This is a genomic window from Ruegeria sp. N10, assembly GCF_056531545.1.
On record NZ_JBQFLY010000011.1, the window covers coordinates 50,826 to 72,292 of the forward strand.

Here is a 21,467-nt window from a genome sequence, read left to right on the forward strand (position 1 = left end):
GATCGCTTCTGACCCTGGAAACTATTTCCGGCGAATTCCTATCGGTTGGCCGATCTGCGAAGCCGGTCCCAGAGACTTATGGTCAACCACCATTTGCGCAAGACGCGTCGCTGCCCAATCCGGATAGGGTACGGATCGCCCGGTGCTGTGGCTGACATTCATGAAAAGCGCCTCTTGCGTCGCGCAAATCTCGTCAGTTTCTGCCAAAAGCATCTGTGCGAAATAATGTCCTCTCTTGCTGTCAGCATCCAGCATACGGAACCTGAAATAAAACGATGAACCGTCTTTGACCTCCCGCACGAAATGCAGATGAGACTGCAGGATGTAAGGCCCCTGCCCCAACGCCTTGACCTGCACCTCGCCCAGCCCGAGATGGTCAACCATCAGCTTTTCCAACGCCATGTCAAAGGCGACACTGTAAAACCCAACATTCATATGGCCGTTATAGTCGATCCATTCGGGCCGTACTTCAAAGCCGCGAATTTCCACCGGCGCAGCGTACGGGCCATCATGCCCGCCAGGAGGTGTCGTAGTCGGCTGCATCTGGCCCCCTTTACTGCGCGTCTTGTTCGTCAAATATTGCAACTGCCCGGACAAATCCGGCAGAGGCCCCTTTAATCTTGAAGGGGAAACAGGAAATCTCGAACCCTGAGGGCGGCAAATCTTCCAGATTGGTCAGCTTTTCCAAGTGGCAATACCCGATGTCCATCGACGCGCGGTGGCCTTCCCAGATTATAGATGGATCTCGGGTCTCAGCGTATTCCTGAGCGGTGAGCGGAAACGGGGCATCCCAGCTCCAGGCGTCGGTGCCGGTGACACGCACGCCACGTTCAGTCAGAAAAAGCGTCGCCTCGCGCCCCATTCCACATCCTTTGACCAGATAATCCGGCGCGCCATAACGTGTCCCTGCAGCAGTGTTGACCACGACGATATCCAGCGGGCAAAGGTCGTGGCCGATGCGCTTCAATTCGGCTTCGACATCTGCCGCGGTAACGACATACCCATCCTCGAAGTGCCGAAAGTCCAGCTTGACGCCGGGGTTCATGCACCACTCCAACGGCACTTCGTCGATGGTTATTGCCCGTTCACCTTTGTTCATCGTGGAATGATGGTGATACGGCGCATCCAGATGCGTGCCGTTGTGGGTCGCGATCTGCAACCGTTCGATTGCCCATCCTTCACCGTTCGGCAGGTCTTGCCGTTCCAGACCCGGAAAGAAAGACATGACCTGTTCTGCCGTCTGATCATGGGTCAGATATTCAATTTGCGGCAACATGATTGGCGGGTCAGACACGATCCCGGTTTCCAACGGAACGGACAGATCGACGAAACGGCGTGCCATAAGAAATTCCTCCACCAACATCTACGACAGGGTTGGTCGAGCGCAAGCGCCTGTCAAGAAAAGAAAAAGGCGACCCATCTGGCCGCCTTCTTTGCTTGATATGTGTTGGTTTTACTCAGCCGCAACTGCGCTTTCGATCTTTTCGACGCGAATGGCCGAGAATTTGAACTCGGGGATTTTGCCATAAGGGTCGATGGCCGAGTTGGTCAGAATGTTCGCCGCCGCCTCAACATAGGCAAACGGGATGAACACCATATCCTCGGCAATCGCCCGGTCCGCGCGAACCATGATCTCAATCGAACCACGACGTGTGGTCAGGCGGATCATATCGCCCGGCTCGATTCCCATAAGCTTGAGCGTACGTGGATTCATCGAACAGTTCGCCTCCGGCTCCACCGCGTCCAGAACATTGGACCGGCGGGTCATCGAGCCGGTGTGCCAATGTTCCAGCTGACGGCCAGTGGTGGCGATCATCGGGTATTCCTCGTCCGGGGCCTCATCCGGCGGAATGACGCTGGCGGGAGTGAACTTCGCCTTGCCGCCCGAACGGGGGAAACCATCCCCGAACACGATGGCCTGACCCGGATCGGTTTCGCTGAGCGACGGGTAGGTAATCGTCTCGGTCTCCAGACGCTCCCACGTGATGTTGTCAAGCGACGCCATGGTCAGTTTCATCTCGGCAAAGACCTGCGACACATCGGTGTAGTCCCAATTCAGCCCGATGCGCTGTGCCAGCTCAACCGTGATCTTCCAATCTTCGCGCGCCTCACCCGGAGGAGTAACGGCAGGCCGTACACGCTGTACCTGACGGTTGGTGTTCGACACCGTGCCGTTCTTTTCATAGAGCGCCGAGGCAGGCAGGATGATATCGGCATAGTTCGCCGTCTCGGTCAGGAAGATGTCCTGCACGATCATCAGATCCAGTTTGGCCAGTGCCGCGCGGGCGTGGTTCACATCCGGATCGGACATGGCCGGGTTTTCACCCTGAATATACATGCCCTTGATGTTGCCCGCATATGCCTGATCGATAATCTCGGTCACCGTCAGACCCTTCTCGTTCGAAAAGTCATCCGAATGCCAGACATCATTGAACCTGGCGCGAACGCCGTCGTCAGTCACCGACTGATAGTCCGGCAGGAACATCGGGATCAGGCCCGCATCCGATGCGCCCTGCACGTTGTTTTGCCCCCGCAGCGGGTGCAGCCCAGCGCCGGGTTTACCGACATTGCCCGTCATCAGAGCCAGCGAAATCAGGCAGCGCGAGTTGTCGGTGCCGTGGATGTGCTGGCTGACGCCCATGCCCCAGAAGATCAGACCAGCTTTGGCCTGCGCAAAGGTACGCGCGACACGGCGCAGCTGATCCGGTTCAATACCACAGATCGGTGCCATCGCTTCGGGCGTGAAGGCGCGCAGGTGCTCTTTCTCGGCCTCCCAGTTCTCGGTCCAGCGATGGATGTACTGGCTGTCATACAGCTCTTCCTCGACGATCACGTTCATGATCGCGTTCAGCATCGAGACATCCGCGCCGGGGCGGAACTGCAGCATTTCGTCGGCGAACTTGCGCATACCAACGCCGCGGGGGTCCATCACGATCAGCTTGCCGCCACGCTTGGCGAACTGCTTGAAATAGGTCGCCGCGACAGGGTGGTTCTCGATCGGATTTGAACCGATGATGATCGCCACATCGGCGTTCTCGATCTCGTTAAAGGTCGCCGTCACCGCGCCCGAACCCACATTCTCGATCAGCGCCGCAACGGATGAGGCGTGGCACAAACGGGTGCAGTGATCGACATTGTTGTGCTTGAAGCCCTGACGGATGAACTTCTGGAACAGATACGCCTCTTCGTTGGTACACTTGGCCGAACCGAAGCCTGCAACCGAGCGTGGGTCTTTGGCACGCAGGGCCATCAGCTTGGTCGCGGCCAGATCCATCGCCTCTTCCCAGGTCGCTTCACGGAAATGGGTCGACAGATCGCCCGGATCGACGTTCAGCCCCTTGGCGGGCGCATCCTCGCGCCGGATCAGCGGTTTGGTCAGGCGGTGTGGGTGGTGGATGTAGTCAAAGCCAAAGCGACCTTTGACGCACAAACGACCTTCGTTTGCGGGGCCGTTGATGCCCTCGACATACTTCACCTTGCCGTCCTTGACCTTCAGCGACACCTTGCAGCCCACACCGCAGAACGGGCAGACGCTTTCGGTCTCGCTATCGTAATCCTTGCTGTCCCCCTGCTGCTGTTCGTCCAGCACGGTCGCAGGCATCAGCGCACCGGTGGGGCAGGCCTGAACACATTCACCGCAAGCAACACAGGAGGAGGTACCCATCGGGTCATTCTGGTCAAACACCACCTGCGCCGTATGACCACGACCGGCCATGCCAATCACGTCGTTCACCTGCACTTCGCGGCAGGCCCGAACACAAAGATTGCAGTTGATACACGCATCCAGATTGACACGCATCGCCACATGGCTGTCATCCAGCAGCGGGATTTTCTCGGCCTCTTTCGCAGGAAAGCGGCTGTTGCTGACATCGTTCAACTTGGCCATATCCCAGAAATGGCTGGATACGTCATGCGGCTGCTCGGGCTGGTCAGCCACGAGCAATTCCATCACCATGGCGCGCGATTTTTCGGCGCGGTCGGTGTCGGTCTTGACTACCATCCCATCGGCCGCCGGGCGGATGCACGAGGCGACCAAAGTACGCTCGCCCTCCACCTCGACCATGCAGGCGCGGCAGTTGCCATCGGGGCGGTATCCCGGTGCAGGCTTGTGGCACAGATGCGGGATCACCAGGCCCCGGCCATTGGCCGCTTCCCAGATCGTGGTGCCCTCGGGCACGGTGACGTCATCGCCGTTCAGGTTGAAGGTGACGGTCTTGGTTGGGCTTGCGTCAAGCATGGCTCTGTCTCCCTCAGATTTCGTCAGCGAAATGTTTCATGACCAGACGGATGGGGTTCGGGGCCGCCTGCCCCAGACCGCAGATCGAGGCATCGGCCATCACCTGGCACAAATCTTCCAACAGATCGGTATCCCACTTGTCGGCTTGCATCAGCTTGACCGCCTTTTCGCAGCCTGCCCGGCAGGGGGTGCACTGGCCACAGCTTTCATCCTCGAAGAACCGCAGCATGTTCAGCGCAGCATCGCGGGCGGTGTCCTGATCGGACAGAACCACAACGGCGGCAGACCCGATGAAAGTGCCAAGCGGCTGAAGCGTGTCGAAATCGAGCGGGACGTCGTCAATGCCCGAGGGGAGAAGACCTGACGACGGCCCGCCCGGTTGATACGCCTTGAACACATGGCCATCAGCCATGCCGCCGGCGGCATCAATCACATCAAGAATGGTCGAACCTGCGGGCAGTAGGTAAACGCCCGGCTTCGCCACACGCCCCGAGACCGAATAACTGCGCAGGCCCTTGCGGCCGTTCTTTTCAACAGAGTTTAGAATCTGCGGCCCTTCGCGGCAGATTTTTGAGACCCAATAAAGCGTCTCGACATTGTGCACCAAGGTCGGACGGTTAAAGACCCCAACTTGCGCGACGAACGGCGGACGATGGCGCGGCAGGCCTTTCTTGCCCTCAATCGATTCGATCATCGCGGATTCTTCGCCGCAGATATAGGCACCGGCACCCCGTCGCAGGTCGATGTAACCCTTTGCGACGATACCGGCATCTTCCAATGCCGCAATCTCACGACGCAGAATTTCCAGTACTGCCGGGTATTCGTCGCGCATGTAGATGAAACAGGTCTCGGCCTCGACCGCCCATGCCGCGATCAGCATACCTTCCAAGAAGACATGCGGTGTGCGCTCCAGGTAATAGCGGTCTTTGAATGTGCCGGGTTCACCCTCATCGCCGTTCACGGCCAGATAGCGCGGGCCGTCGTTCATGCGAACAAAGCCCCATTTCTTGCCCGACGGGAAGCCAGCGCCACCCAGACCACGCAAGCCCGAGGCCAGGACAGTTTCCTGTACTTCTTCCCAGTTTCCGCCGTTGCGCAGATTTTTCAGCGTGGCGTAGCCGCCGTTGGCCTCATAGGCCTCGAAGGTCTCATAGTCGGGCAGATGCGCATGGGTGTCCCCTACTGCAATCGCCGACTGCACCTTTTCGGGGGTCGCATGATCAATGTGATTGTGGCCAATCTCCAATACCGGGGCGGTATCGCAACGCCCCATGCAGGGTGCGCGAACAACGCGAACTTCGACAGGGTCCAAACCGTCTTGCAGCGCCTGCTGCAACTGCTGGGCACCGGCCATTTCGCAGGAGAGGGAATCACAAACCCGGATGGTCAAAGCGGGAGGAGGCGCCTCGCCTTCTTTCACCACATCGAAATGGGCATAGAAAGTCGCGGTCTCGTAGATCTCGGCCTGACCGATCCGCATCTCGACGGCCAATGCCGCGATATGGTCGGCGCTGATATGGCCGTGTTCGTCCTGAATCAAATGCAGGAATTCGATCAACAGATCACGGCGGCGCGGGCGATCGCCCAGCAGGCGTGTGATTTCAGCCTGCGCCTCATCCGTGAACTGACGGCCCTTGGGTGTGTGCCGCCCCTTGCCTTTACCTGACTTCCAGACGCCCTTGGGTGTGCCTGATGGCTTGGTATCTAATGGTGCCATGATGCCCTCCGATTGAGGTTCCGTCTCTCATCAGGCAAACATATCGTCAAATCGCTTTTCGCAATCGCACGATAACGACGCCTTATCACCGCAAAGAGGTCACCACATCCCGCAAAGCCTTGACGGTTGGCAGCTCGGGATCCCGGCTGAGGGTTGCCAGACAAATCGGTTTGCTGACAACAGGTTCAATCAGCGGCAACACTTTCGTTCCCTTCAAATCGCCCAGCGCGCGCACCAAAACCCGAGGGACAACCGTCGCTGCCAGCCCTTCACGCACCATGACCATCGAAGCCGTGAAACCGCTGGTTTCGGCCACGATGTCAGGGTGCAGCCCCTGTTCGGCAAACACCCGGTCCAGAATTCGCCGGTTCTGCATCTGCGGCTCCAAAAGGCTGAGCGGAAATTCTGCGACCTGCGCCCACGGAATCGGGCCGGTCTGGTCCGTCAAATGCGTGGGCACCAACAACACATAGGTTTCCTCGTAAAGAGGGTGAACCTGCCGGAAATCGGTGCCAATACTGTCACCATAGGTTACCCCGGCATCTAGGCTGCCTTCGTCCAGCCGATGTTGAATTGCGGTGGCGGACATGGTTTCAATGCGTGTGACGATACGAGGATGCGCGTCACGCAGCCTTTTGACCAACCGCCCCGTGAAGGCGATTGCGGTCGGGATCACGCCGAGGATCAGTGTGCCCGTAATCTCGCCCTTGGCAGCAAGAACCTGCTGTTCCAGCGCCTTGGTGTCGTCCAGAATGCGCCGCGCCCGCTGGACGATCATCTCGCCCTCTTCGGTCAGCCCTTGAAAGCGGTTGGCGCGGCGGACGATGGAGACACCCAACCGATCCTCAAGATTGCGGATGCGCATAGAAAACGCAGGCTGTGAAATCCCGCACTCCTCGGCCGCCTTGGCAAAATGCCGATGCCGCGCCAAAGCGCTGAGCAGTTGCAGGTCGCGGATTTCGATCAAGGAAAGCTCCAATGCTGCGGATAAGGCAGGATACCCCGCTCACCCGACAGGAACAGCCCAATTGATCAGGTATTAAACAAAAAGTGCATCACATCGCCGTCCTTGACGATATAGCCTTTACCCTCTGCCCGCATCTTACCCGCCTCTTTCGCGCCCTGTTCGCCATTGGCAGCGACATAGTCGTCATAGGCGATGGTCTCGGCGCGGATGAAGCCCTTTTCGAAATCGCCATGGATCACACCTGCTGCTTGCGGTGCAGCGGTGCCGGTGCGGATGGTCCAGGCGCGGGCCTCTTTCGGGCCAACGGTGAAATAGGTTTCCAGCTTCAGCAGATCGTAACCAGCGCGGATCAGACGGTCGAGGCCGGGCTCTTCCAGTCCCATCTCCTCAAGGAACATCTGGGCTTCGTCCTCGTCCAGCAGGCTTATCTCTTCTTCGATCTTGGCACTGATGATGACATGGGCATTGCCCTGCGCAGCGGCCATTTCGGCCACGCGGGCAGAGTATTCGTTGCCTTGTGCGGCGTCTTCCTCGGACACGTTGCAGACGTAGAGAACCGGTTTGGTTGTCAGCAGTTGCAACATCTTCCACGCCTTGGCGTCCTCGTCGCTGACTTCGACCAGACGTGCGGGCTTGCCGCTTTCCAGCATGGCCTGCGCCTCGGCCAACAGGCGATCCTGCTGTTGCGCCTCCTTGTCGTTGCCCTTCAGCTTGCGCACCAGATTGGCCCGGCGCTTTTCGATGCTTTCCAAATCGGCCAGCATCAGTTCGGTTTCAATCGTTTCAGCGTCCGCAACCGGATCAACACGCCCGTCGACATGTGTCACGTCACCGTCTTCGAAACAGCGCAACACATGTGCAATCGCATCCGTTTCGCGAATATTCGCCAGAAACTGGTTGCCCAGCCCTTCGCCCTTTGACGCGCCTTTCACCAGACCCGCGATATCCACAAAAGTCATCCGCGTCGGGATAATCTGTTTTGAGGACGCAATCGCTGCCAGCCTGTCGAGACGGGCGTCGGGAACCGCAACATCCCCGACATTGGGTTCAATGGTGCAGAACGGGAAGTTCGCGGCCTGCGCAGCTGCGGTTTTGGTCAACGCATTGAACAGGGTCGACTTGCCGACATTCGGTAGACCCACGATTCCCATCTTAAAGCCCATCACGGCCTCCTGCATAGAATACGATCGCAGCTTCTATGCAGGTCAGCCTAGATGCGCAAGGGATTGCTGGCGGCACCTTTGCCGAGTCCATTTCGCCACATCACAAAATTGTTTGGAAAATGTGTTCTTGTCTAAATTGAAAAACGGCGCCTACGATAACCAGTTAATATCGCACGATCACTTTATGTTAGCGGAACCCGATGAAACATTTTTTTCTTGTAACCGTAATGGCGGCAACGGCCTGCGTGTCAGCCCAGGCACAGACCATTGTTTTTGGCGCTGGATACGCTGATTATTCCGAAGACACGTCCGAGGATCAGGGCCTGATCTCGATTGAATACCACCATGCACCATTTCATCAGGCCACGCGGTTTCGCGCCGGTTGGGGTGCGGCCCTAACTGTAGATGAAGATGGTGACACGCATATCGGCGCGGGCCTGATCGGGCAGTATGCGCTAAGCGATCGCTGGTTCGTGGAAGGCAGTGTAATGCCCGGCTACTATAATGCCAGCAACGACCTGAATGATCTTGGGGGCGATTTTCAGATTCGCAGCCTTTTGGGTCTTGGCTATAATCTGAACAATGGCAACAGCGTGTCTGTCGCGCTTACCCATAAATCCAACGCCAGTACCAATGACGAAAACCCGGGCGTGAATGCCCTGCTGGTACGCTATCATCTGGGCTTCTGATCCATTCCTGTCTGGGCGGGATTGATTTTCGGTCAAAGTTTCTGCACATCAGGTCGAAACCCGAGTGCAAGGACATCCGATGACCCGTATCGACGCCAAGTTCGCCGCCCTGAAAGCCGAAGGCAAAAAAGCCTTTGTCGCCTATGTCATGGCCGGAGATCCCGACTATGACACTTCGCTTGAAGTGGTCAAAGGCCTGCCTGGTGCTGGCGTGGATGTTATCGAGCTGGGCCTGCCCTTTACCGACCCGATGGCCGACGGCCCTACTATTCAGGCCGCAGGCCAACGTGCGCTTGAGCGGGGCATGACCTTGCAACGCACATTGGATCTGGCACGAACGTTTCGGGAAACGGACGATACAACCCCCATTGTCCTGATGGGGTATTACAACCCGATCTACAGCCGGGGTGTCGACGCGTTTCTGGCCGATGCAAAAGCGGCAGGGATTGACGGTTTGATCGTGGTGGACCTCCCCCCCGAAGAGGACGCAGAACTCTGCCTGCCCGCGCAAGCGGCAGGTCTGAATTTTATTCGCCTTGCGACCCCCACTACGGATGACAAACGCCTGCCACGCGTTCTGCAAAACACTTCGGGCTTTGTGTATTATGTCTCGATCACCGGGATTACTGGCGCAGCCGAGGCAGAGGCAACAGATGTTGGCCCCGAGGTTGCTCGCATCAAGGCCGCGACCGATCTGCCGGTGATCGTGGGGTTCGGGATCAACACGCCTGAGAAATCGCGCAAAATTGCCTCGGTGTCGGATGGCGCGGTGGTCGGGTCAGCGATCGTCAGCCAGATCGGCGCAGGTAAACCTGTGGCCGAAGTGCTGACCTTTGTGAAATCTCTTTCGGATGGCGCGCACAGCGCCTGATTTCGCAGGCAACATGCGAGAATTGTGACCCGTCGCGGATACCGCGGCGGGTTTTTTGTGTTCCTTCACTGTGACGTCAAGACATTGCAGCCTTGGGAATGAATTGGTAAGGAAAACTAACCAAAGTGAGCGGAGCCCTGTTTTCATGCCTGTGATCACCAATATCGAAGACCTCAAACGCATATATGAACGCCGCGTGCCCCGTATGTTCTATGACTACGCCGAAAGCGGCAGCTGGACAGAACAGACCTTTCGCGAAAACACGACCGATTTTGAAAAAATACGCCTTCGCCAAAGGGTTGCGGTCGATATGTCCGGTCGGTCGACATCTTCGCAAATGATTGGCGAAGACGTTTCAATGCCCGTGGCGCTTGCCCCGGTCGGATTGACGGGGATGCAACATGCAGACGGAGAGATGAAGGCCGCCAAAGCCGCCGAGGAATTTGGTGTACCCTTTACGCTGTCCACCATGTCCATCAACTCGATCGAAGATGTGGCCGGGTATACCGACAAGCCCTTCTGGTTTCAGCTATATACGATGAAGGACACGGACTACATCAACCGGCTGATCCAGCGGGCAAAAGACGCAAGATGCTCCGCGCTGGTGATTACACTCGACCTGCAAATTCTGGGCCAACGGCACAAAGATCTGAAAAACGGTCTGTCGGCCCCGCCCAAACTGACGGCAAAAACCATCGCCAACCTGATGACCAAATGGGCCTGGGGCATTGAAATGCTGCGGGCCCAGCGTCGCGAGTTCGGCAACATCGTGGGGCATGTGCATGGTATTTCGGACGCATCGTCATTGGGGGCCTGGACCGCAGAACAGTTCGACCCCAGCCTGGACTGGTCCAAGGTTGAAAAACTGATGGAGCAATGGGGCGGGAAAGTGATCCTCAAGGGCATCCTTGATGCGGAGGACGCAAGGATGGCCGCCAAGCTGGGTGCCGATGCGATTGTCGTGTCAAACCATGGTGGGCGTCAACTTGACGGCGCGCTAAGCTCAATTCGTGTCCTGCCCGAGATCATGGATGCGGTCGGTGGCGATATCGAGGTGCATCTGGACAGCGGCATCCGGTCCGGGCAAGACGTGCTCAAAGCCTTGGCGCTTGGGGCAAAAGGGACCTATGTTGGCCGCGCGTTTGTGTATGGTCTGGGTGCCATGGGTCAGAAAGGTGTCACCACGGCGCTTGAGCTGATCCAGAGGGAGCTTGACACCACAATGGCGCTTTGTGGTGAGAAAAACGTGGCCGCGTTGGGGCGTCACAATCTGCTGATACCCGAAAACTTTGGGGGCCGCTGGCAAGCGTAACCGGTCAATCAGGGGGGCTCTGCCCCCGACGCCCGTTCCGGGCGCCTCCCCCGGGATATTTTTGGCCAGATGAAGCTGGGGATTCTTCAGCCGTCCACCAGATCGACACTCCAGGATAGGCGGTGGAACCCAGCTGAACGCATGGCAAGATTACCTCTTTCCAAATCGGGTGAATCAAGCTAAGGACGCGGCTTCACGCGGGTATACAGCCTTGGAGGATGCCCGCCCTAACATTGGAGAATATATCATGGCTGGTGAGATTCCTGATCTCGTAGCTCTGGAACGGACGGGGACAGGCAAGGGCGCCGCTCGTCAGGCACGCCGCGACGGCATGGTTCCGGGCATCGTATTTGGTGGTGACAAAGATCCGTTGCCAATCCAGATCCCGTTCAACGTCCTGTTCAAGCGCCTGAAAGCGGGCCGGTTCAAGTCGACCTTGTGGAACCTGAAAGTTGAAGGCCACGATGACGTGCGCGTCATCTGCCGCGACGTTCAGCGTGATGTAGTCAAAGACCTGCCGACCCATCTGGACCTGATGCGCCTGCGCCGGACCACCAAGATCGCGTTGTTCATCCCCGTTGAGTTCATCAATGAAGGGGTGGCCCCTGGCATCAAAAAGGGTGGCGTTCTGACCGTTGTCCGCCCGGAAGTCGAACTGATCTGCACCGCCGGTGACATTCCTGAAAAGATCACTGTTGATCTGACCGGTCTGAACATCAATGACGTCGTGACCATTTCGTCGGTTGAACTGCCTGAGGGCACCAAACCGACCATCGATCGTGACTTTGTGATTGCCAACATCTCGGCGCCGACTGGTCTGTCCACCAGCGACGACGATGAAGATGGTGAAGTTGCAGCCGATGAAGTCGAAGTTGTCAGAAAAGAAGAAGAATAAGTCTGGAACAATGTTTCCGACTTTGAAGCGGGGCTCGGGTGAGCCCCGTTTTTTTTACGGGTTCAGTCATCAGGCCTGACTGGATTTCCTGACGATTTCCGGGCATGAAATGGCTTTGGAGCTACAGAGGCAAAACGGAAACATGAAGCTGTTTGTTGGATTGGGAAACCCGGGCCAGAAATATGCCCGGAACCGGCACAATATCGGGTTCATGGCCCTGGACCGGATCGCAGAGGATCACGGGTTTGGCCCCTGGAAATCGAAGTTTCAGGGCGAGATTTCGGAAGGTCGACTTGGCACCGAGAAAGTCCTGCTGTTGAAACCGCAAACCTACATGAACCGTTCGGGTCAATCCGTCGGCGAGGCGATGCGGTTTTACAAGCTCGACTCCACCGACGTTGTTGTGTTCCATGACGAGCTGGACCTTGCTCCGGGCAAGCTACGTGTCAAGGCAGGGGGCGGGCACGCCGGGCACAACGGTCTGCGCTCGATCCATGAGCATATCGGGGCGGCTTATGATCGCGTGCGCCTTGGGATCGGGCATCCGGGCCGCAAGGAAATGGTGTCGGGATATGTCTTGAACGACTTTGCAAAATCCGAAGCCGAATGGCTGGACGACGTTCTTTGGGGTGTTTCGGACGGAGCACCCTACCTGGCACAGGACGAGGGCGGCAAGTTCATGAATGCAGTTGCATTGCGCACTGCCCCGCCGCGATCATCAAAAACCGCTGCACCTAAAGCCGACACACCTTCAACGGCCGAACCCGACGCCGCGGGCGACGACCGGTCTGCCATGCAGAAGCTTTTGGACAAATTCAGGTAGCACCTCTGCCTCTTTCCGTTACGTAGAGGTTGCGGAATGTGATCTCCCGCGTTCCAATACCGCTCAACTAGGGAGGCAATGCGATGAAATCCATTTTGAAGTGGGTGCTGCGCATCGTGCTGGCGTTGGTTCTGGCCGCCACTGCCGTCGGGCTGTGGAAGCGCGAAGAGTTGCAGCGCCTTTTGGCCGTAAACTCGTTATTTTCGGAAGAGAAGATCGTCCACAATTTCTCGCATATGGACGAGGCCTTTCTGACCGTGAACCTGCCGCGCGGAGACGCGCCAACCTGGGACCTGCCTTATGGCGAAGGGTTCGAACTGCCGGAAGGAACCGACAGCTGGATCGATGAACGATCGGTCACGTCGTTGCTGGTTATGCAGAACGGCAAGATCAGATTCGAGGAATATTATCTTGGCACCGGGTCTGATGACCGGAGGATTTCTTGGTCGGTCGCCAAAAGCTATCTTTCGGCGCTTTTCGGTATCCTTTTGCAAGAGGGCGCAATCGAGTCGTTGGATGACCCGGTTGTCAAATATGCGCCAAAACTGAAAGACAGCGCGTATGAAACCGCGTCGATCCGCAACGTGCTGAACATGGCAAGCGGCGTGACGTTTGATGAAGATTACCTCGACCCAAATTCCGACATCAATCGGATGGGGCGTGTGGTTGCCCTGGGTGGTGAGCTGGACGATTTCGCAGCCTCACTGCAGGACAGCTTTGCGACGCCGGGTGAAACCTGGCAATACGTGTCGATCGACACCCATGTTCTGGGCATGGTGATACGCGGTGCGACCGGGCGGAACGTGGCAGACCTTCTGACGGAAAAGATACTTCAACCGTTGGGGCTGGAGCGGGACGGATACTACATCACTGATGGTGCAGGGGTCGCTTTTGTTTTGGGTGGCCTCAACTTCACCACGCGTGATTTCGCCCGGTTCGGACAAATGATCCTTCAGGACGGCATCGCGAACGGAAAGCAACTGGTTCCTGCCGAATGGATTTTCGAAGCCACCCAACCCAGCGCACCGACCGCACAAGGAGAGATCGGGTACGGGTATCAATGGTGGATTCCCCGCGGCGCACATGAAGGAGAGTTTCTGGCCCGCGGTGTCTATGGTCAGTACATCTATTTCAACCAGCCCAGGGGCGTTCTGATTGTGACAACTGGTGCAGACAGGCTGTTCCGTGAACCCGGCGTAAATGATCTTAACATCGAAATGTTCCGCAAGATTGCGGAAAGTCTGTAAGATGCCATTATGCAGAAACAAGACAGTGTAAATGTACTGGGTGGCTTTTTGGCCCCTTGCTCACGCGACCCTTTGACAGGGTTTTTCCGGGATGGCGCGTGCAATACCTGCCCCGAGGATCAGGGTAGTCACACAGTCTGCGCCGTGATGACAGCCGAATTTCTGGCGTTCTCAAAATATGTGGGTAATGATCTGAGCACGGCACGGCCCGAATTCGGCTTTCCCGGCCTTCGCCCAGGTGACAGCTGGTGTTTATGTGCAAGCCGGTTTTTGCAAGCTCATGACGAAGGATGTGCGCCACAGGTTCATCTGGAGGCGACACATCAACGCGCGCTTGAAATCGTACCGCTCGACATTCTGCTCCAAAACAAGGCGAAGACCTGACGGACTCCCAAAACAGCACACGGCGGATTCAGAATGCCATTTGCCAGATCAGGCTGACACTGTAGTTTTCAAATCCGCTTTCACCGATACCATCATAGAACAGATTTGCGGCCAGAAGGCTGTCGTTTTCCAGTCGGTAGTCAAAACCCAGATCAGCGCGTGCACGTGCCGTATCCCCTATCGGTGTCACGCCAGGAACAGTGCCTGTGCCGGATGTTGTGCTCCAAATACCAGATAGACCACCGGTCAGCATCATCTGACCGCGCGACACTTGGATTGGATGGCTGAAATCCATGCCCAACCGTGCGGTGGTCAGGCTGAAATCCTGCTGCGGAATCAGGTTGCCCAGACTATCAGTATAAGTCTCCTGATTGTCGCTGGCATAGCTGATGTCCAGCAACGGCATAAGCGTCAGGTTCCCGCGCTTCATCTCTCCGGTTACGCGCGACTGGATCAGCCAGCGCTCGCTATCGAAACTGTCGGTATAGGTGCCCAGCGGGGAAATATCGTTATCGGCCTGACCGTACAGAACGCGCCCCTCGAAAAACACCGGCTGGCTGGGCAGTTTGGCGACGACATAAGGTCCGACCAGCCACCCTGTGCCATCCACGCTGGCCGGGCCGTTTTCGGTTTCGGCATAGTCGATCTGCAACATGGCGCCGATCAGAAGGTTCGAGTTCACCCAGCCATGCGCCCCCACCACGGCCAAGGCATAAGAACTGTCGTAATCGTTTTGCGAGCTCCAGTTACCGGACAGATTGAACCAGACCGGTTGGGTTGGATCACTTGCAAATTTCAGATACCCCGATCCTTGCGTCACTGATGAGTCCAACGCACCTGATCCCGATTGCTGAAGAAACTGCGTCAGCTCTGGCTGATTGGTCACAAGGCTGTTGGCCCGGGCGTTCTGAAAGGCCTGCACCAGTCGCTGTGTATCCGTTACGCCCTGTTGTGTGCTGACCCTGTTGGATGCAAGATTCAGGTTCCCGGCGGCATCAGAAAAAACGCCAGCGGGAATAAACAGCTCAATTGTACCGTTATTTTGCGCAGTCAACGTTGCGACATAATTGGTTCCGGACCCTGTCAGGGTGGCTGAAGCATTGGTAACCGACAAGTCGCCCACTGTGAAATCTGTGCTGGGTTCACTAAGTGTGATCACCGCTTGGAACGTACCGTTGCCGATTGTTGTCAGTGCACCGATTGAGGCCGTCGGCTGCGTCGTGTCGGCCAAAGTCCGCGTGTTGATATACTGGGTATTCGTGGCGCCGGACAGCGCAAATTCGTATCGGTACAGCGGCCCTCCAACCGTTTCCTGCGCGGTAAACACAACACCCATATAACTATCTGAAGTATAGGTCGAATCCGCCCCATTCTGGCTAATAATTGTTGGATTGATCCAACCAAGCCCAGTCAACGCAGCTGGGGTGATCACAGGCAACGCCGTAGAAACAGATCCTAAGCTGTAATACGTACCCCCAGGGACAAATCCCCCGACTGAAACGAAAGCCATGGAAAGCGGTGGATTATTGTTAAACACTATACTGCCACCACCAGGTGTGGGGTCATTCTGTGTAATGAAATAGGTACCAAGGGCGGCAACCTGTTTAGTACCCCCCATCAAAAGCGCGGAAACCAGAAGACAGAGACATGACAGCCTCGTGATTGCGGACCAAACCATATTACCTCCTACAGCACCGCGTGGGTGCCAAACACCAGAGTGCCCGGGGTCAAAATCACATCCCAAGCAGCGTCTTCCTTGCCCCGTCTTCGCAGAGACATCCCCAGAACCGGCGGCAAATCGCCGGTTAATGAGAAGTTAATTCAATTGGAAGACGCTGTATAGAACGCTGCGGGATTCAACTGGGGCGTGCGGACTACACAGTGTTGTTGGAACAACCGGGTTTTGACCTGAACCAACTCTCAGACAGCTTGAAACACCCAATTTTTACTGTGTCGTCGCGTGGAGAAAGAACCGTGAGGCAAGCAGCGCTGGAAATTCGCCTGCAAAGACAGAAGGGACATAATCGCTGACAGTTCAGCAGTTTTGCAACAGTATGGCTCCAGTTGCTACACTGATCACCATTTGGAAACCTTCAAGCACAAGTTGAACAGGGCGATATCGCTTGTGGACGATTCTTTGCACGGGCTCCACCGGGTCCAAAAGGATCGCTTGCGAGGGCGAGCACGCGTGAAAAAACGGAGGCCATGCCAGGGCAGGAACAACATCCGGCTGCGCCCGGCAAAACAGCAATCAGATTCGAAAGCCATTTCAAAGGGGCATTACAATCACGGGTGGACCGAAGGGTTTTCCCCGCTGCTTGTTCGATCAAGATTGTCAACCGGGGCATATAGCCCCGGTGCGGTCCCGGTTGAAATCACCCTGCAGTGCGGCCTTCGGTGTCTGACATATCGAAGTTCAGATATTTTGCGACGGTCTGAACATCTTTGTCACCGCGTCCACACATGTTCATGCAGATCAGATGGTCCTTGGGCAACTCGGGCGCGATCTTCATGACATGCGCCAAGGCGTGACTGGGTTCCAGCGCCGGAATGATACCCTCGGTGGCACAGCACAGCTGGAATGCCTCAAGCGCTTCCTTGTCGGTAATCGAGACGTAAGTCGCGCGACCGACCTCATGCAACCAGGAATGCTCGGGGCCGATACCCGGATAGTCCAGACCGGCCGAGATCGAATAGCCTTCCAGAATCTGCCCGTCATCATCCTGCAACAGATAGGTCCGGTTGCCATGCAGCACACCCGGACGACCGCCTGTCAGCGAGGCACAATGCTCCATCTTTTCGTTTACACCTTTACCGCCAGCCTCAACACCGATGATGTTGACGGCCTTGTCATCAAGGAAAGGATAGAACAGGCCCATCGCGTTCGAGCCGCCACCAATAGCCGCAATGATCGTATCCGGCAGGCGGCCTTCGGCCTTCATCATCTGCTCTTTGGCTTCCTTGCCAATGATCGACTGGAAATCACGCACCATCGCCGGGTATGGGTGCGGACCGGCCACTGTTCCGATGCAATAGAACGTATCGCGCACATTGGTCACCCAGTCGCGCAGCGCGTCATTCATCGCGTCCTTCAGCGTACCACGACCCGAAGTGACCGGAATCACCTCGGCCCCCAGCAAGCGCATACGAAACACGTTCGGGGCCTGACGTTGCACGTCATGGGCACCCATATAAACGATGCATTTCAGACCAAATTTCGCACAGACCGTGGCTGTCGCGACACCGTGCTGCCCCGCCCCGGTCTCGGCAATGATCCGCGTCTTGCCCATGCGTCGCGCCAGAATGATCTGGCCCAGCACGTTGTTGATCTTGTGTGCGCCGGTGTGGTTCAGCTCATCACGTTTCAAATAAATTTTCGCTCCGCCCAGATGCTCGGTCAGGCGTTCCGCGAAATACAAGGGCGAGGGGCGGCCCACATAGTTGGCCCACAGATCATCCATCTCGGCCCAGAAAGTCGGATCATCCTTGGCTTTATCATATTCCTCTTCCAGTGACAGGATCAGCGGCATCAGCGTTTCGCTGACAAAACGCCCGCCGAATATGCCAAAGCGCCCTTGCTCGTCAGGGCCGGACATGAAGGAATTGAAAAGATCGTTGGCCATGGGTGTCTCCCTCGTCGTACCTGACTGTCATAGGTGGTCGTCGCGGGATTTGCCATGGCAAAACGCACCATATTGCCCCCTTGCAGAGGCAAACAAAATCAGCGCGTCGCGTCGATAAATGCCTGTATCAGTCCAGCGTCCTTTACGCCCGGCGCGCTTTCAACACCTGACGCCACATCGACTTGCCGCGCACCCGTCATGCGGATCGCCTCAGCGACATTGTCCGGGTTGAGACCACCGGACAACATCCACGGCCTGCGCCAGTATTTGCGACCTGCCAGCAGCCGCCAGTCAAAAGGAAGACCGTTGCCGCCGGGAAGTTCCGAATTCTTCGGCGGCTTTGCATCGATCAGAAGCTGGTCTGCAACTTCGGAATACAGATCAATCGCTGCCAAGTCCTCGGCCTCCGCCACACCGATCGCCTTGATGACGGGCAGGCCATAGCGCTGCTTGACCTCTGCCACACGCTCGGGGCACTCTCCGCCGTGAAGCTGCAACATATCCAGCGGAACCCCAGCGACAATCTCATCAAGCTGCGCGTCCGAGAAATTCACGGCCAGAGCGACCTTGGCAACGCCGACTGGTACTTCGGCGGCCAACGCCGCGGCTTGCGGTATTGGTGCGTAACGGGGCGATTTGGGAAAAAAGTTGAACCCGACATAGCGTGCGCCGGCTTCAACCGCAGCGCGCACATGTTCTGATGCGGTCAAACCGCAGATTTTAACGGATACATCGGTAGACATAAGCCTCAGCTGGCCTCGTCGAGTAGGGCCAGAATATCATCCTTACCCTCGTTCTGCTTTTTCTTGAGCTTCTTGACTTCGCGTTCAAGCTTGCGGACCTCGCCTTTTTTCACGGTCGCATCGCGGCGGTGTTTATGCTCCCGCAGCCATTCCCACATGAAACCGATGATCAAACCGGCGACAACGCCACCGAGAACGACCAGAAAAAGCGGTAAAGAGGTACTGACGTTAAAGCCCAGAAGCTCGGCCAGAGCATCGGGCATCAGTCTCAGTTCAACAGACTGAACATTCGCCAGAGACACGGAAATCAGAACGATCCCGAGAGTCCCAAGAAAAGCATATCGAAGGTAACGCATCATGAGGTCAGGCTTTACCGTTCAAACGATCCCTGAGCAACTTGCCAGTTTTGAAAAATGGTACACATTTTTCCTCGACCTGAACGGTTTCACCGGTACGGGGGTTGCGCCCTACGCGGGCATCCCGCTTTTTCACCGAAAACGCGCCAAAGCCACGCAGTTCGACCCGGTCGCCGCGCGCCATGGCATCGGTGACTTCTTCGAACACGGTGTTCACAATCCGCTCGACATCACGCTGATAGAGATGCGGGTTTTCGTCAGCGATTTTCTGAATCAGTTCTGAACGGATCATTCGAGATACCCTCCCAGGCAGCCGGTGTGACAGGTCTACTGTTTTGACAGTATAGGAAAAAACCCAGAACGGGGGAACGGATACTCTGCGTGTTGAGGCCTTATTTTGCCATATTCTCACGCGAAATTTTGCCCGACAGGCCGATTTACACACTTCAAGCGCGAACATTATCGAGTTTTAGCAGTGTGTTTGGAACATGTTGATTCGCAACAAAAACGGCCCCACACTTCCATGCGAGGCCGTAAATCATGCTTGGGATGCGCCCCGGGCTTAGTCGCCCGACTTCAGCGCTGCACCCAGAATGTCGCCCAGCGACGCGCCCGAGTCGGAAGAACCGTACTGTTCCACAGCTTCTTTCTCTTCTGCGATCTCGCGTGCCTTGATCGACAGGCCCAGACGGCGGGTCTTGCTGTCAACGTTGGTTACGCGGACATCAACCTTGTCACCGACCGAAAAACGCTCGGGGCGCTGTTCGGAACGGTCACGCGACAGATCGGAACGGCGGATGAACGACTTCATGCCTTCGTACTCGACCTCGATGCCGCCATCTTCGATTGCGGTCACTTCTACAGTGATGACCGAGCCACGCTTCACGCCGCCAACGGCTTCTGCGAACTTGTCACCACCCAGAGCTTTGATCGACAGCGAGATACGCTCTTTTTCGACATCCACTTCCGAGACAACGGCCGAAACCATGTCGCCTTTGCGGTAGTTCTGGATTGCATCCTCGCCACGTTCGTCCCAGGACAGGTCCGACAGGTGAACCATGCCGTCGATGTCGCCCTCGAGGCCAATGAACAAACCAAATTCGGTGATGTTCTTGACTTCGCCTTCGACTTCGGTGCCCTCGGGGTGTGTTTCTGCAAACACTTCCCATGGGTTGCGCTGAGTCTGCTTCAGGCCCAGAGACACGCGGCGCTTGGCGCCGTCGATTTCCAGAACCATGACGTCGACTTCCTGGCTGGTCGAGACGATCTTGCCGGGATGGACGTTTTTCTTGGTCCAGGACATCTCGGACACGTGCACCAGACCTTCGACACCGGCTTCCAGTTCGACAAATGCGCCGTAGTCGGTGATGTTGGTGACGCGACCCTGATGGACCGAGCCCAGCGGGTACTTGGCGGCAACCAGATCCCACGGATCTTCCTGAAGCTGCTTCATGCCCAGGCTGATGCGGTGAGTGTCTTTGTTGATCTTGATGACCTGAACCTTGATGGTTTCGCCGATCGTCAGGATCTCGGACGGGTGGTTTACACGACGCCATGCCATGTCAGTGACGTGCAGCAGGCCATCAACGCCGCCCAGGTCAACAAATGCACCGTATTCGGTGATGTTCTTGACCACGCCCTCGACGTTCTGACCTTCTGTCAGGTTGCCGATGACTTCGGCGCGCTGTTCGGCACGCGATTCTTCCAGGATTGCGCGGCGCGACACAACGATGTTGCCACGGCGGCGGTCCATTTTCAGAATCTGGAACGGCTGCTTCAGACCCATCAGCGGGCCTGCGTCGCGTACGGGGCGTACGTCAACCTGCGAACCAGGCAGGAATGCAACTGCGCCACCCAGATCGACGGTGAAGCCACCTTTGACGCGGCCAAAGATTGCTCCATCGACACGCTGGTCGTCGGCATATGCTTTTTCCAGACGATCCCATGCCTCTTCGCGGCGGGCCATCTCGCGCGAGATGACGGCTTCGCCACGGGCGTTTTCTGCGGCACGCAGGTAAACTTCGACCTCGTCGCCGACAGCGATTTCAGGGGCTTCGCCGGGATTTGCGAATTCTTTCAGATCAACGCGGCCTTCCATTTTATAGCCGACGTCGATGATGGCTTGACCGGCTTCAATCGCCAGGATCTTGCCTTTGACAACAGAACCCTCTTCGGGCGTGTCCATTTCGAAGCTTTCGTTCAGGAGGGCTTCGAATTCCTCCATGGATGTGTTAGCCATGTGGCGTTCATTTCCTTTACAGTACGTTTTTGCTGGCCGAGCGGTTGTCTCCGCCGGTCTTGTTTCATGACGTCTTCAGGCGTGATCCGGTGCGCCCCGAGCAAACAAACACAAAGGGCCGAGGTAACCCGGCCCTGCTCAGAAACGTCATCCGGACGTTGACCGCCCTTGTATCGACAGCGCGCGTATAGGCTGAATCTT

19 protein-coding genes are annotated in these 21,467 nt (G+C 56.8%); 7 read left to right on the plus strand and 12 right to left on the minus strand.

Features of this window, described 5'->3' with window-relative positions; all coding sequences use genetic code 11:
• Nucleotides 1-21 precede the first annotated feature (21 nt).
• The 6 genes from ACR0JI_RS14855 to ychF all read right to left on the minus strand — a co-directional run bounded on the left by ACR0JI_RS14855 (nt 22) and on the right by ychF (nt 8,084).
• On the minus strand, nt 22-543 hold the full coding sequence (locus ACR0JI_RS14855; RefSeq protein ID WP_480473768.1) for a thioesterase family protein: 522 nt from the start codon (nt 541-543) through the stop codon (nt 22-24).
• A gap of 10 nt (nt 544-553) precedes the next feature.
• A complete protein-coding gene (locus ACR0JI_RS14860) occupies nt 554-1,342 on the minus strand; it encodes a cyclase family protein (RefSeq protein WP_480473769.1) in 789 nt (262 codons plus the stop codon).
• A 111-nt stretch (nt 1,343-1,453) separates the two neighbouring features.
• Nucleotides 1,454-4,237, minus strand: coding sequence for a formate dehydrogenase subunit alpha (gene fdhF, locus ACR0JI_RS14865; protein ID WP_480494830.1), 2,784 nt, complete (start codon nt 4,235-4,237; stop codon nt 1,454-1,456).
• 13 nt (nt 4,238-4,250) lie between these two features.
• Nucleotides 4,251-5,954 carry an NAD(P)H-dependent oxidoreductase subunit E gene (locus ACR0JI_RS14870; RefSeq protein WP_480494832.1) on the minus strand — a complete coding sequence of 568 codons (1,704 nt, stop codon included), beginning with the start codon at nt 5,952-5,954 and terminating at the stop codon, nt 4,251-4,253.
• Nucleotides 5,955-6,039: 85 nt separating this feature from the next.
• Nucleotides 6,040-6,921, minus strand: coding sequence for a LysR family transcriptional regulator (locus ACR0JI_RS14875; RefSeq protein ID WP_480494834.1), 882 nt, complete (start codon nt 6,919-6,921; stop codon nt 6,040-6,042).
• Between the two features lie 65 nt (nt 6,922-6,986).
• Complete coding sequence (gene ychF, locus ACR0JI_RS14880; protein WP_480494836.1) at nt 6,987-8,084, minus strand: redox-regulated ATPase YchF; 1,098 nt, start codon at nt 8,082-8,084, stop codon at nt 6,987-6,989.
• 200 nt (nt 8,085-8,284) lie between these two features.
• Here ychF and ACR0JI_RS14885 point away from each other — a divergent pair, with 200 nt between their 5' ends.
• The 7 genes from ACR0JI_RS14885 (at nt 8,285) to ACR0JI_RS14915 (ending at nt 14,305) form a co-directional block, all read left to right on the plus strand.
• On the plus strand, nt 8,285-8,773 hold the full coding sequence (locus tag ACR0JI_RS14885; RefSeq protein WP_209505423.1) for an acyloxyacyl hydrolase: 489 nt from the start codon (nt 8,285-8,287) through the stop codon (nt 8,771-8,773).
• Between the two features lie 79 nt (nt 8,774-8,852).
• The gene (gene trpA / locus ACR0JI_RS14890; RefSeq protein ID WP_480473776.1) at nt 8,853-9,644 is read left to right on the plus strand and encodes a tryptophan synthase subunit alpha; all 792 of its coding nucleotides are present in this window, start codon (nt 8,853-8,855) and stop codon (nt 9,642-9,644) included.
• Between the two features lie 145 nt (nt 9,645-9,789).
• Nucleotides 9,790-10,956: an alpha-hydroxy acid oxidase gene (locus ACR0JI_RS14895; RefSeq protein WP_480473777.1), complete on the plus strand. Its 1,167-nt coding sequence runs from the start codon at nt 9,790-9,792 to the stop codon at nt 10,954-10,956.
• Nucleotides 10,957-11,203: 247 nt separating this feature from the next.
• On the plus strand, nt 11,204-11,851 hold the full coding sequence (locus ACR0JI_RS14900) for a 50S ribosomal protein L25/general stress protein Ctc (RefSeq protein WP_480473778.1): 648 nt from the start codon (nt 11,204-11,206) through the stop codon (nt 11,849-11,851).
• A gap of 142 nt (nt 11,852-11,993) precedes the next feature.
• Entirely contained in the window at nt 11,994-12,674 is a 681-nt protein-coding gene (pth, locus tag ACR0JI_RS14905; RefSeq protein WP_480494839.1) for an aminoacyl-tRNA hydrolase, read from the plus strand.
• An 83-nt stretch (nt 12,675-12,757) separates the two neighbouring features.
• Nucleotides 12,758-13,921 carry a serine hydrolase domain-containing protein gene (locus ACR0JI_RS14910; protein ID WP_480494841.1) on the plus strand — a complete coding sequence of 388 codons (1,164 nt, stop codon included), beginning with the start codon at nt 12,758-12,760 and terminating at the stop codon, nt 13,919-13,921.
• A 9-nt stretch (nt 13,922-13,930) separates the two neighbouring features.
• Nucleotides 13,931-14,305, plus strand: a complete 375-nt coding sequence (locus ACR0JI_RS14915; protein WP_480494843.1) for a DUF2237 family protein — start codon at nt 13,931-13,933, stop codon at nt 14,303-14,305.
• Between the two features lie 28 nt (nt 14,306-14,333).
• Here ACR0JI_RS14915 and ACR0JI_RS14920 read toward each other — a convergent pair whose 3' ends face one another.
• From ACR0JI_RS14920 to rpsA, 6 genes are all read right to left on the minus strand, one after another.
• Nucleotides 14,334-15,641: an Ig-like domain-containing protein gene (locus ACR0JI_RS14920; protein ID WP_480494845.1), complete on the minus strand. Its 1,308-nt coding sequence runs from the start codon at nt 15,639-15,641 to the stop codon at nt 14,334-14,336.
• Nucleotides 15,642-16,680: 1,039 nt separating this feature from the next.
• Complete coding sequence (trpB, locus tag ACR0JI_RS14925; protein WP_480494847.1) at nt 16,681-17,928, minus strand: tryptophan synthase subunit beta; 1,248 nt, start codon at nt 17,926-17,928, stop codon at nt 16,681-16,683.
• A gap of 98 nt (nt 17,929-18,026) precedes the next feature.
• Entirely contained in the window at nt 18,027-18,671 is a 645-nt protein-coding gene (locus tag ACR0JI_RS14930) for a phosphoribosylanthranilate isomerase (RefSeq protein WP_480473783.1), read from the minus strand.
• Between the two features lie 5 nt (nt 18,672-18,676).
• Nucleotides 18,677-19,027 carry a lipopolysaccharide assembly protein LapA domain-containing protein gene (locus ACR0JI_RS14935; RefSeq protein ID WP_480476817.1) on the minus strand — a complete coding sequence of 117 codons (351 nt, stop codon included), beginning with the start codon at nt 19,025-19,027 and terminating at the stop codon, nt 18,677-18,679.
• Between the two features lie 7 nt (nt 19,028-19,034).
• The gene (gene ihfB / locus ACR0JI_RS14940) at nt 19,035-19,319 is read right to left on the minus strand and encodes an integration host factor subunit beta (protein WP_050603110.1); all 285 of its coding nucleotides are present in this window, start codon (nt 19,317-19,319) and stop codon (nt 19,035-19,037) included.
• A 270-nt stretch (nt 19,320-19,589) separates the two neighbouring features.
• The gene (gene rpsA, locus ACR0JI_RS14945) at nt 19,590-21,266 is read right to left on the minus strand and encodes a 30S ribosomal protein S1 (protein WP_480473784.1); all 1,677 of its coding nucleotides are present in this window, start codon (nt 21,264-21,266) and stop codon (nt 19,590-19,592) included.
• Nucleotides 21,267-21,467 lie beyond the last annotated feature (201 nt).